This window comes from Bradyrhizobium prioriisuperbiae, assembly GCF_032397745.1.
GTDB classification, from domain to species: Bacteria; Pseudomonadota; Alphaproteobacteria; order Rhizobiales; family Xanthobacteraceae; genus Bradyrhizobium_A; species Bradyrhizobium_A prioriisuperbiae.
Window position 1 is genome coordinate 405,651 of record NZ_CP135921.1, and the last position, 12,103, is coordinate 417,753.

The 12,103-nt window shown below is 64.8% G+C and carries 12 protein-coding genes; 4 read left to right on the forward strand and 8 right to left on the reverse strand.

The window, feature by feature from the left end:
- Positions 1–3: 3 nt before the first annotated feature.
- Positions 4–1,350: a DUF3100 domain-containing protein gene (locus RS897_RS01915; protein WP_315834928.1), complete on the reverse strand. Its 1,347-nt coding sequence runs from the start codon at positions 1,348–1,350 to the stop codon at positions 4–6.
- A gap of 215 nt (positions 1,351–1,565) precedes the next feature.
- Here RS897_RS01915 and RS897_RS01920 point away from each other — a divergent pair, with 215 nt between their 5' ends.
- Positions 1,566–2,501: a LysR family transcriptional regulator gene (locus RS897_RS01920; RefSeq protein WP_315834929.1), complete on the forward strand. Its 936-nt coding sequence runs from the start codon at positions 1,566–1,568 to the stop codon at positions 2,499–2,501.
- Between the two features lie 162 nt (positions 2,502–2,663).
- Complete coding sequence (locus tag RS897_RS01925) at positions 2,664–4,022, forward strand: serine hydrolase (protein ID WP_315834930.1); 1,359 nt, start codon at positions 2,664–2,666, stop codon at positions 4,020–4,022.
- 22 nt (positions 4,023–4,044) lie between these two features.
- On the opposite strand, the gene RS897_RS01930 is transcribed toward RS897_RS01925, so the two are convergent.
- The gene (locus RS897_RS01930) at positions 4,045–4,740 is read right to left on the reverse strand and encodes a TetR/AcrR family transcriptional regulator (protein WP_315834931.1); all 696 of its coding nucleotides are present in this window, start codon (positions 4,738–4,740) and stop codon (positions 4,045–4,047) included.
- A gap of 112 nt (positions 4,741–4,852) precedes the next feature.
- On the opposite strand from RS897_RS01930, the gene RS897_RS01935 reads away from it, so the two are divergent.
- On the forward strand, positions 4,853–5,482 hold the full coding sequence (locus tag RS897_RS01935; protein WP_315834932.1) for a hypothetical protein: 630 nt from the start codon (positions 4,853–4,855) through the stop codon (positions 5,480–5,482).
- 24 nt (positions 5,483–5,506) lie between these two features.
- On the opposite strand, the gene RS897_RS01940 is transcribed toward RS897_RS01935, so the two are convergent.
- The 6 genes from RS897_RS01940 to RS897_RS01965 all read right to left on the reverse strand — a co-directional run bounded on the left by RS897_RS01940 (position 5,507) and on the right by RS897_RS01965 (position 10,832).
- A complete protein-coding gene (locus RS897_RS01940; protein ID WP_315834933.1) occupies positions 5,507–6,460 on the reverse strand; it encodes an OmpA family protein in 954 nt (317 codons plus the stop codon).
- Between the two features lie 162 nt (positions 6,461–6,622).
- Positions 6,623–7,480 (reverse strand): SDR family oxidoreductase, encoded by an 858-nt coding sequence (locus RS897_RS01945; RefSeq protein WP_315834934.1) that lies wholly within the window; start codon positions 7,478–7,480, stop codon positions 6,623–6,625.
- An 83-nt stretch (positions 7,481–7,563) separates the two neighbouring features.
- On the reverse strand, positions 7,564–7,878 hold the full coding sequence (locus RS897_RS01950) for a hypothetical protein (protein WP_315834935.1): 315 nt from the start codon (positions 7,876–7,878) through the stop codon (positions 7,564–7,566).
- On the reverse strand, positions 7,862–8,959 hold the full coding sequence (locus RS897_RS01955) for a hypothetical protein (RefSeq protein WP_315834936.1): 1,098 nt from the start codon (positions 8,957–8,959) through the stop codon (positions 7,862–7,864). Before RS897_RS01955 ends, RS897_RS01950 begins: the two co-directional genes overlap by 17 nt.
- Positions 8,956–9,375 carry a hypothetical protein gene (locus RS897_RS01960; protein ID WP_315834937.1) on the reverse strand — a complete coding sequence of 140 codons (420 nt, stop codon included), beginning with the start codon at positions 9,373–9,375 and terminating at the stop codon, positions 8,956–8,958. Before RS897_RS01960 ends, RS897_RS01955 begins: the two co-directional genes overlap by 4 nt.
- 11 nt (positions 9,376–9,386) lie before the next feature.
- Positions 9,387–10,832, reverse strand: a complete 1,446-nt coding sequence (locus RS897_RS01965) for an FAD-binding oxidoreductase (protein WP_315834938.1) — start codon at positions 10,830–10,832, stop codon at positions 9,387–9,389.
- Positions 10,833–11,035: 203 nt separating this feature from the next.
- Here RS897_RS01965 and RS897_RS01970 point away from each other — a divergent pair, with 203 nt between their 5' ends.
- Positions 11,036–12,082 (forward strand): alpha/beta hydrolase, encoded by a 1,047-nt coding sequence (locus RS897_RS01970; protein WP_315834939.1) that lies wholly within the window; start codon positions 11,036–11,038, stop codon positions 12,080–12,082.
- Positions 12,083–12,103 lie beyond the last annotated feature (21 nt).

Here is a 12,103-nt window from a genome sequence, read left to right on the forward strand (position 1 = left end):
GACTCAGTGGAACAATTCGGCGACCAGGGTGGCGCCAAGGAAAGTGCCGGCGGCCGCCGTGAGCGAAACGACCACAATACGCCATCCGAGCTGTCGGAAGATCGGCAGGTCCTTGGCGACCGAGAAGCCGGCCAGCGCCAGCACCGGTGTGGTGAAAGTGAGGAAATTCAGCTTGGCGGTGGCGGCGATCATCGCGTCGGAGAACGGCAGCAGGCCGGGAATTCCGAGCACGGTGGCAGTCACCGAAAGAACCAGCACCATCGGCAGCCTCTGTACCAGCCGCTTGACGAGGTCGACCAGCAGCGCGATCGCGATCACGATGAGCATGCCGATCAGCGACTGCAGCACCGGCACCTTGTAGGTCAGCCAATTGCCGATCATGACCCCACCGGTCATCACTGCCCACGCGATCAGCTTATCGGCCAGGGATAGTTCCTTCGCCTTCATGCCGCCGATGCCGGCCAGCACGGCGGCGTCCGAGATCTGTTGCTTGACCTCGCGCTTCGAGAAGCGGCCGAGCACGGGCTCGAGCCGATCATAAAGCCACGAGCACACCGGCAGCGACAGGAACAGGGTGAAATAGAATCCCGCAACCTGGGTGATCAGGTTCGAGGCCGCGGCAATGGCGGTGAGATGCGGCACCGCCGCCGCCGGCTGCTGCGCATTGATGGCGCCGATGCCGGCCGCCATCATGCTGGCGGAGCCGACACCCGCACCCATGGCGAGCGAGCGCGGATCGAAGATGTTCAGGCTGGTGATGAAGCCGGCCAAGAGCGCGATGAACAGCGCACCGAGCACGGTGCCGGTGATGTATTCCGCCAGCACGCCGCGGCCTTCCGCCGAGGCCATGCCGTATTTCTCGCCGATGATGACGAGGTTGCCCTCGCGACCGATCGAGAATGTCGCGCCCACCGCCTCGCGCTTGACCCCGAGCAGCAGCGCCAGCGGCAGACCGAGCACCAGCGTGCCGAAGGTGTGGCCGAACTCCTGGAATAGCAGCGCCCAGCCGGCCTCCCGCACCTGAGGCAATGCCGCGCCGACCGTCAACCCGAGCTTCACCACGAACAGCAGCAGGCCCACATTGAGCAACTCCCCGGCAAAGCTCTGCACGCCGGCCGTGACCTGCACCAGGCGCGGCAACAGCCGCTCCGCAAGCCCCCAGGCGGCCGCGATCAGCAGCGCCCAGACCATCGGCTGCAGCACCACCTTGCCCGGCCCGATCTGAAACTGGGCGATCCCGATGCTCTCGGCGACGGCGACGATCACCATCACCACGATGAACAGCTTGAACTTGTCCGCGCCGGAAAAGGTCATCGCGGGTGGATCGGCTGTAACGGACGTCGACGTCATGATGCAGGCGCTCCAGGTGTGATGCGGCGCTCAAACGGCGAGCATAGCCAACTCTGGGAGCCGATTTTCAAGAAAAACAGCCTTGCATCAATAGCACCAGGAGAGGATATGTGTTGCATTTCATGCAACAGTCACAATCGGACCGGGCGGCGCAGCCCGGCAGGGTCATCCTTGGAACAGGAAACCTGCTTGGAACAAGAATCTGGGAGGGTGTCATGCGGGTCAATCTGGACAACAACAAGCTCGACACCCGCCGCCTGCGCTACTTCATGCAGGTGCTGGACAGCGGATCGGTGCGCGGCGCCGCAGGCGTGCTCGACATGGACCCCTCTGCCGTGAGCCGGGCGGTCAGCCTGCTGGAGCAGGAGTGCGGCACCGCGCTGATCGAGCGCCGCGGCCGGGGCGTGGCCCCCACCGATGCGGGACAGCTGCTTGCGACCTATCTGCGCCGCCAGCAAAGCGAGAAGCAGACCCTGCTCGCGCAAATGGACAGCATCCGCAAGGTCGAAAGCGGTCATATCGACATCATGGCGGGTGAAGGCTACATCGACTGGCTGATGAAGAAGAGCGTATGCCGGTTCATGCGCGCGCATCCCAAGATCACGGTCGGGCTCGATGTCGGCAGCACCGATCAGATCGTCCAGGCGATTGTCGAGGAGCGGACCCATGTCGGCGTGCTGTTCAAGCCGCCGAAGGACGAGCGGCTGCGCTCGCACCATTCGCATGCCCAGCCGATCCAGACCCTGGTGCTGCGCACGCATCCGCTGGTCCAACTCAACCGCCCGCTCCGGCTGGCCGACCTGCTGCCCTACCCCGGCGCCACCCTGCATCGCAGCTTCGGCGTGCGTCAGCACATCGAAGCCGCCGAAGTCAGCGAAGGCGTCCGTCTCAACGTCGCCCTGGCCACCACGTCGTTCGATGCGGTGGGGCACTTCGTCGCCGCAGGCCTGGGTTACGCGCTGGTATCGCGGCTGTCGATGACGGTCACCGATGCGGCGAAGGTCATCGCCTTGCCGATGAAGAACGCGCTGCTGTCGCGCGGCCGTACTCATGTCATCACGCGGCAGGGCCGCACATTGTCGCCGGCGGCGCAGGAGCTGCTGCGCATCATTGTCAGCGATATGAAACCGCCGGTCGGTCCCGCCCGCTGAGCGTTTGATACCTGCACCACAATTTCGCCCGCATCGCGATAAGGCTCGCGCAATCCTGCCGTGCGATCGACGGCCGCTTGCCGCAGCGGCATGCGACCACATTGCGTCCATCGATGGAGCTGACCGACGATGAGACGCCTGATTGCAGGAGGAGCGTTCTTGATGGCTGCCATGGTTACAGACGCCACTCGCGCGGATGCGCCTCTTTTCACCGACGCCGATATCCGAAAGATCCTGATCGAACGGATCGACATTCAGAAGCAAAGCGTCGGCATCGTGGTTGGGCTGGTGTCGTCCCAGGGCCGCCGCATCATCGCCCACGGCCATTTCGGGACCAGCGACCAGCGGCCGGTGGACGGCAATACGGTGTACGAGATCGGCTCGATCACCAAGGTCTTCACCGGCCTGCTGCTTGCCGACATGGTCGGCCGTGGCGAAGTACGGCTCGACGATGCCGTGGCAAGGTATCTGCCTGATGGCGTGATCATGCCGGAGCGCGACGGCAAACAGATCACGCTTGTGGATCTGGCGACCCACACCTCGGCGCTGCCGCTGCTGCCGGACAACATGGCGATGGCGGATCCCGCCAACCCCTATGCGGATTACACTGTCGAGCAGCTCTACACGTTCCTGTCGAACTATCAGCTGCCCCGCGACATCGGCAGCGCGTACGAGTATTCCAATCTCGGCGCCGGCCTGCTCGGTCATGCTTTGGCGCGGCGCGCCGGCACCGACTACGAGACCCTGGTGCGCCAACGCATCCTGTCCCCGCTGGGCATGGCGAGCACCGCAATCGCGCTGCCGCCGCAGCTGGGCACGCAGCTGGCGGCCGGCCACGATCATGACCTGCAGGCCGCCGCCAACTGGGATCTGCCGACACTTGCGGGTGCGGGCGCCCTGCGCGCAACGGCCAACGATCTGCTGACCTTCCTGGAGATGACCATCGCGCTGAAGGATACCGCACTGTTTCCTGCCTTGACCGCAACACTTGCCACCCGTCGCGCAGGCGCCGCCGCCGGGCTCGAAACCGGTCTCGGCTGGGCCATTACCACCGAAGGCCTCGAGGACATCATCTGGCACACCGGCGGGACAGGCGGTTATCAATCGTTCATCGGTTTTCTGCCGGCCTCGAAAATCGGCGTGGTGGTGCTGTCCAACAGCGCCTCCATGCTTGGGGCCGGGGACATCGGCTTTCACCTGATCGATCAGGACAAGCCGCTGGCGCAGCCACCCAAACCACGCGTGGCCATCGCCCTCGATCCGAAACTGTATGATCGTTATGTCGGACGCTATCAGCTGACCCCGGACTTCATCCTGACCGTGACGCACGACGGCAAGGGATTGTTCGCACAGCCCACCGGCCAGCCGAAGGTGGAGGTGTTTGCCGAGAGCGAGACAGATTTCTTTCTCAAGGAGGTCGACGCGCAGTTGAGCTTTGAGACCAGCCCAAACGGCCGCGCCACCGGGGTGACGCTGCACCAGCAGGGACAGCACATGCCGGCCGCCCGGCTGCCGGACTGATGCATCCTCACCCGGCCGTCCTTCAGCTCTCCGTTGCGATGCCTGCGAGAAACAGATCCAGGACCTTGTCCGCCAGCAGCTCGACCTCGTCATCGGCCACGCCCCAGCGCGGAAAGTGGCCGTCGGTTTTCATCCGCGCGAATCCATAGACCAGCGCGCGGCCGGCGATCTGCAGCACACGCACATCGCGCGTGCGCAGCAGACCTCTTGCACCGGCCTCCTCGAGCACGCGCGCGGTGGTGGCGATGATCTCGGCGTTGTCGGCGCGCAGCTCTCCTGCCGCCTCATAGTCGAACAGGCGGCCGGTCGAGATCACTTCGAAATGCGCGGGATTGCGCAGTGCCCACCGCAGATAGGCACGCCCCAGCGCGCGATACCGGGCCAGCGGATCCTGCTCCGGGACATCGGCCAATGCCGCGGAGATCTCCGCCCGGAAGCGGCGCTGCGCTTCTTCCGCCACCGCGGCCAGCAGCGCATCGCGGCTGGGGAAGTGCCGGAACGGAGCACCCGGCGAGACGCCGGCGCGGCGGGCCGCCTCGCGCACGCTCACCGCTTCGGCGCCGCCTTCCGTTACCAGTTCAAAAGCCGCGTCCACCAGCACCCGGCGCAGGTCGCCATGATGATAGGGTTTTGCGGCGGCGACTCGTTTTGATGGCCGGGCGGCGCCGGAGGATGCCCGCCGGGTCGCGGGCCGCTTGGGAGGGGAAGTACGGGTCATGGCGGATCTATAGCATCACCCGATCGTGAATGTAATCACTGCATACACCGGATTGACAGGTTTCGCCCGATCAAATGTAACTGGTGATTACATAAACCTGAGGAGGATCCCGATGACCCCGTCGCGCCCGAACGGCACCGCCGCCTGGCTGGACGGCTGGCGGCTCCCCATTGCCGCCACTTTCGCCATCGCCGCACTGTCGGTGTGGCTCGCCAGCATGCGCGGCTTCGAGGTGGACGGTGTCCGCCTTGCGATCCGCTTCACCGCCCGCACCTCGCTGCTGCTGTTCTGCCTCGCCTTCAGCGCATCCGCGCTGGTCCGGCTGTGGCCGAATGCCTGGACCCGCTGGCAGCGGCGCAACCGCCGTTACATTGGCCTGAGCTTCGCCGCCTCCCACGGCCTCCACGCCATCGCCATCGTGCTGTTCGCGGCGATGGCGCCGGCCGCCTTCGATGAAGCCACCTCGCCGGCCTCCTTCATCTTCGGTGGCCTCGGCTACGGCTTCATTGTCGCAATGGCTGCAACCTCGTTCGACCGCACGGCGGCCGTGATCGGCCCGCGTGCCTGGCGCGTGCTGCACACCACCGGCATCTATTATCTCTGGTTCCAGTTCATGGTGAGTTTCGGCATGCGCATTCCGCCAATGCCGAACTACGCCTGGTTCCTGCTGCCGCTGCTGCTGGTGATGGCGATCAGGATCATTGCCGCGGTGCGAAGCAAGCGACAGCTTGCGACACCGTGACCAGCCTCGCTACACCCACGCGCGTTACTGCAGCACCATCTCGACGCGGCGATTGCGGGCGCGGCCGGTCTCGTCGGCGTTGCCGGCCAGGGGCGCGTAACTTGCAAGCCCCGCGGCCGAGAGGCGTTTCGCATCGACGGCATGCTGGCCGGTCAAGGCATCGACCACGGCCTGCGCACGCGCCTTCGAGAGCACAAGGTTCGCGTCCAGCGGACCCTGGTTATCGGTGTGGCCAACAATGTAGACCTTGAGCGCCGGCTGGGCCTGCAGCGCGCGGGCCATTTCCGCGAGCTGCGCCCTGGACTCCGGTTTGATGACGGATTTGCCGGTGTCGAAAAAGATGCCGTAGAGCGCCACCTTGCCTTCGGCCTGCAGGCCCTTGGTCAGCGCGGCGGCATCGACCGTGACCTTGCCGGTGTCCATGGCCTTGGGCTCGACGATCTCCACAACGGTCGCCACGTACGTGCTGGCCAGCGCGATAGTGCCAGGCTTGGCAGAGAGCACGGCGACGTGCAGTGCCTTCCCCGCCGCATTGAGCGTGCTGAACCAGTAATAGTCCTTGCCGGCGTCCTGCCATTGCTGCAGCAGGGTTTCGGCTGTCCAGCCCTGCAGCGCCGCCTTCGACAGCACCGCATTGCCCGGCTGGCTGCGGATCGGCTTGAAGCTACGGTTGCCGCAGGTCTCGCTGCAGCCGTCACGCTTGACGGCGCCGGCCCGCTCCAGCGCCTGCTCGTAATTGCGCTGGACTTCCAGCACCGATTTGCCGGCGGGCGAGAGATAGAACAGGCGCGTGATGCGCCCCTCCAGGCGGACCGAACTGCCGTCCTTCTCGGGCAACTCGACGCCGTCGAACTCCCTGGTTTCCTGCGCGACCAGCCACGAGCCGGCATAACGGCTGATCGCCGCATGGTCGCGCGCATTCGGCGCGCATGGCCTGCGCCATGGCCTGTGTTGTGGCGGAGGACGAGGCCAGGACAATGCCGCAGCTCATCAACAAACCCGACAGCAAAAACCGCATGGGACTCCCCGCTTCGCTCCGAACCTCGACGCCGCCCGGACCCGGACGACGCGTTTCGCGAATAATATATCTCGGGGAGAATGACCAGTGCCGCCGTGCCTGCAAAATCGACGCACCGCACCTCAGCCGCCCTTCGCCGGCAGCAACCCCAGCCGCTTCGCAATGATGCCGTCGAGCAGCCGCTTCGGCAGAATCTTGGCCAGCAGAAGCTGGACCGGCTCGGGGCTCACGGCATAACGCACCTTCGGCCGCGGCGCGGTCAGCACATGATGCACCAGTTCACCGATCTGTTCCGGCGGCAGGCCGTCCTTCGACAGCCTCAGCATGAAGGCGCGCAGCCGCTCCAGCGCCGGCAGGAACGGCGAATTGTTGTAGCGCGCAATATCAATCTCCTCGGCCTTATCCCAGATCGGCGTCTTCACCACACCAGGGCCGATGATGATGACGTCGATGCCGAACAGCATGAATTCCCGCCGCAGGCTTTCGGACAGCCCTTCGATGGCGTGCTTCGACGTGCTGTAGGGCGACAGCAGCGGATTGCCGTTCTGGCCAGCCACCGAGCCGATCATGACAATGCGTCCGGGCGCGCCCTTGAGCGATCCGTCGGCGCCAAGCAGCGGCGCGAAGGCCTGGGTGGAAATCACCGGCCCGAGCACATTGACGTCCATCTGCTTGCGAAATTCGTCGGCCGTGAGCTCCAGCAACGGCCCCGACACCGCGATGCCGGCATTGTTGACAAGGCCGGCCAGTGTCTCGCCGCCGAGCGCGGCGCGCACGTCGCCCGCCGCCGCGTGCACCGCGGCCTCATCGGTGACATCGAAGATCAACGGCGTGAAATTGCTGCCGAACTGCTGTTTCAAGCGCTCGGCGTCCACCGCCTTGCGCACGCTGCCGAACACCCGGAAGCCGCGATCGAGCAGCACTTTTGCCGTGCCGAAACCGATGCCGGTGGATGTGCCGGTGATAACGACGGATCGCATGTTTGACCTCCAGGAAGGATGGACAATTCTGTCGCCGACTATTTTCGGACGGTGACATTATCCAGGCGTGACAGGCGCACAAATCAGGCCCCGGCCCTGCCCCGACATCCCGCGCCCAGTACCGGCCAGACCAGCCACGCCCCTTCGGCGTAGAGGCGCCGGACGGTGTCGGCGCTTCCGGTCCTCACGGTGACGAATCCGCGGCCGGCATTCAACGGCTGACCGTCGGTATCGACCGCAGCCTGCAGCAGGTGCGACGGAGATCCGAATGCGACCACGGCCTCGGGCCGGATCAGCAACGCCGCGAGCGTCATGCCACCGAACCACAGCACGAGCGCAAGCGCGATGCCGCCGACCGGCAGGGCACGTCGTCGCGTCCGCTCAGTAGTCGTAGGCATGCTCGAACCGCCCTCCCTGGGCTTCCACTGCGCCCGCCTGGGCGGCGAGCGATGTCACCGTCGTATCGAACCCGAGACGCCGCGCGCCCGGGTCGGACTGGATCGGGATCGAGAATATCTCGACCGCGCCCGCAAGGTTAAGGGTTTTTCCGGGCGGGACGATGACCGTGGTCAGAATCCGCCGATTGCCGGCGATCTCCAGAAGCGTGCGGCGGCGCGCGCCCAGCCCCTGAATGATCTCGGTCAGGGCCTGGTAGCGCGGGGTTTCGATCAGGCTGGCGCGTGTGCCGTCGGTGGCCGTGATCTCGCGGATCGGCTTGATCCGCGGCTCGGCGGCGACATCCGTTTGATCGAGCCCTCCGACCACGCTCTTGATGGTCAGGTCGGCCGGCGCGTAGCCCGCGGCATACCGGATCGCCGCGGCGTAGAGCGCCTTGACGCCGTACTGCAGGCTGAGCGAGACGCGCCGCTCCACGCTGCGCACCGACCAGTGAAACGGCACCTCGCTCCAGAGCCGGCCGAGCTCCGCCTTGAACGGGTACTGGTACCACGGTGTTTGCTGCAGGAACGCCGCATACTCCTGCAGCAGGCGCAGATTGAACGCGTCTTCGGCGGTTCGCTCAGCAGGCTGCCGCGCGGTCAGCGCGCCGACGGTGCGCTCATAGAGCCCCTGGATCGCCATCTCCAGGGTGAAGCTGATGCCGATCACATAGTTGGTGGTTTTCTGGTCGGCGGTGACAGCTCCGATCCGTGTCGCCACCGAGGTCGAGCTGCACAGGCTCGACCAGAAGCCGCTGATGGCAGCGAGATAATCAAAGGCGGATTCGGAGGCCCGCGCCGTCACGCCGGCAAGGTCGGCATAGGCGTGAACGATGTACCATTCGGGATAGCTGAGAAAACTGTTGCCCTCGGCGCGCCGGTAGTTTGCGTCCGTAATGTTGAAGGCTGGCGCCGCGGCGGCCCGATTGACCGGCGTCGCGATGCAACTGTGCTCGACCCGCAGGATTGGAAACGCGATCAGCGCGGCGATCACCACAAGCGCAAAAACCAGCCGAACCAGACAGCGCTTCAGCCGCTTCATGCAGCCTTGCCTTCGGTGGAGCGCCACGGCGACCAGCCCATGACGATGCCGAAAGCGCCGAGAAAGAGATGCGGCAGGCTCGACAGGATCTTGATCGTCACCGGCGTATTGCGGACGCCATCGATGAAGATGCTGAGGTCCAGATAACCCGATCCGGTGAAGACGCCCATCACGCCGTCAAGGAAATACAGCGTGCCGAAGATGCGCAGGAATTGCACCGCTGCATGACGCGACAGATACGCCGCGGTCAGCGCCCAGAGCCCGGAGACCACATGCAGCGCATCCTTGTAGACGTCGAGGTAGAAAAGCCCGAACACCCGGCCCTGGGCATCGATGAAGGGCGGAATGTAATCGGTCGCGGCTGCGAACAGCAGCGCGAGGCCGAGCAGGATGGCAGCAAGGCGGTGGCGTCCCACAACAAATCTCCTCAAGCGAAATAGGTGTCCCACATGGTGTTGCGGAACGTCAGATTCGGGTCGTAGCGGCGCTTGGCGGCGACGAACTCGGCGACATGGGGATAGGACTTCTCGACCTGGTCGCGGCGGGCATGCAGGCGATAGGGCAGATAGAACGCGCCGCCGATCGCCACGATCCGCTCGATCAGGGCTTCGGTGAGCTGAAGCATATCGGCTTCGCCTTCCGCGGAGGTATCCTGCGAGAACGACATCACGGCGGCAATACGCGCCGTTGGCGCAAACGCCAGCACCGGAGTTTCGTCCGCCGCGACATAGCGCAGCGTGACATTGAGGAACTCCGCCTTTGCCTTCGGGATCACGTCACGACAGGCCTGCAGGAAATCGTGAAAACGATCCGGCGGAACGAAATATTCGTGCAGGATATCGGTCAGGCGCTTGTTGGTGCCGGCAAGATTGGCGACCGGCTCATTCATCAGCGAGTTGCGGGTCCATCCGCCCGACGCGATCATCGGAGCGAATTGCGACTCGATGTACCAGCGCAGCCGCTTGGCGTTTTCCCAGCCGATCTGCGCGCGATAAACCTCGCGCTGAATTTCGGTCATGGCGCTGGAACTGGTCGCCGCCGGCAAACGCTCGGGCTGCTGCGCCGCCGGCCGAAAGCTGACCAGCATCGCCTCGTCGAAGAAGCCCGCACGCGACACCGATAAGCGTCCATAGGCCATGCGCGCGGCCTTGTCGGCGGTGACGACCCGGACAAAGGCCTCGGCAAATCGCTCCGGATCCATCCGCTCAAAGCTTGGAGTCAGCAGCAGGTTCGGCACCATGTCGACGTCGAGTTCGACAATGACGCCGAACAGCCCGTAGCCACCCATCGCCAAACGAAACAGCTCGGTATTCTCGGTGCGCGAACAGGTCACCAGCGTCCCGTCGGCCAGAACCATACGAATGGCACGGACGGTCGAACCGAACGGTCCGTAGGGAACCGGCCAGCCATGGGCGTTGACGCAGAAGGTGCTGCCGACGCCGAAATCATGGTTCGACTGCATCACTGCGGGAGAGAACCCGCGCGGATCGAGAGTGCGAATGATCTCCGCCCAGCTGAGACCCGCGCTCGCGCGATAGGTGCGATTGGCGGTGTCGAGTTCGATCGGGCCGCCCGAGAGGGTCAGCGCGGTGCCGTCCCGCGGCAGGCTTTGTCCGCCCATCGAGTGGCGCGCGACGCCGACCGCGAAGGGACGTCGCGCGGCCGCCGCATCCTTCAGCTCGGCGCGCACACGTGCGACCAGATCGTCCTGCGACGCAGGCGTCACTCGCACGTGACGCGCCACCGGCGTGGCACTGAGCCGGCTCGCATCGTTCAGGACGACGCGAGGATCAGCCAATGCAAGTTTTTGAGAGAGCGCCGTGCCGGCGAGAGCGGCGGCGCCGGTAGCAATGAACGATCTGCGTGAATGCATTCCAGCCCCAAAAAGTATCGTCGCTAATAGTCACATGAAAGCGGTCGAACGTTCAAATATGACAATCATTGCGTGATGTTGATATTGCGTCCTTTTCCGAACGGAACCGGCCTGTGCAGCGCAATACAGCTTTGGCTTTCGCAAAAAGCTTACCCCTGCTAGCATTTTGTCCATCACGCGTTCAACCGCTCAGCGAGCCCATCATGACGAAACGCGATCAAGACATCTCTTCGCCCGCACGACGCACAATCCTCCAGGGTGTCGGATTAGGTCTCACAGCCGGTGTGGCCGGCGGCCTGATCGGCTCCGCGGAGGCGCAGACAGCATCGGCGCAGCCGGCCGCGACCGGCGAGATCTGGAGCCAGGACTACTGGGCGAAGAAAGGCGACATCCCGCTATGGATGTATCGCAAGCGCGTGGGCGCGCCGAAATCGGGCGAGCCGGCGCGTCCGGTGCTGTTCTTTGTGCACGGCTCGTCCGTCACCTCGCGGGTGTTCGACCTCAATGTGCCGGGACACGGCGAATATTCGATCATGAACGAATTCGCCCGTTATGGCTTCGACTGCTGGACCATGGATCACGAGAACTACGGCAAATCAGGGCGTACCTCCGGCAATGCCAACATCGCCAGCGGCGTCGAGGACCTGAAAGCGGCAGCCGAAATCGTGACGCGGGAGACCGGCCAGCGGAAATTCCACTTCCTCGGCGAATCCTCGGGCGCGCTGCGCGCCGGCGCCTACGCCATGGTGCAGCCGGAGCGCGCCGACCGGCTGGTGCTGGCCGCCTTCACCTACAAGGGCGAGGGATCGCCGACCCTGGCCAAACGTGCCGAGCAGGTCGAATATTATCGCACCCACAACATGCGCAAACGTGACCGCGAGATGATCCGGTCCATCGCCACCCGCGACAAGCCCGGCACCAGCGACCAGGCCGCGGTCGATGTGCTGGCGGACGTGGAGATGCAGTTTGGCGATCAGATCCCGACCGGCACTTATCTGGACATGACCGCCAACCTGCCGGTGGTGCATCCGGAGAAGGTGCTGTCACCGGTGCTGCTGGTGCGCGGCGAATTCGACGGCATCGCCGCCGTCCCCGATCTGGAAGAGTTTTTCAACCGGCTGCCGAACGGCGACCGGCAGTTCATCATCCTGCCGGGCACGGCCCATTCCGTCGCGCTGGCGATCAACCGCCATCTGTTCTGGCATGTCACCCGCGCCTTCCTCACCATGCCGGCGCCGCTGGCGACGTGAGGCGAGCGCGCCATCATTCTC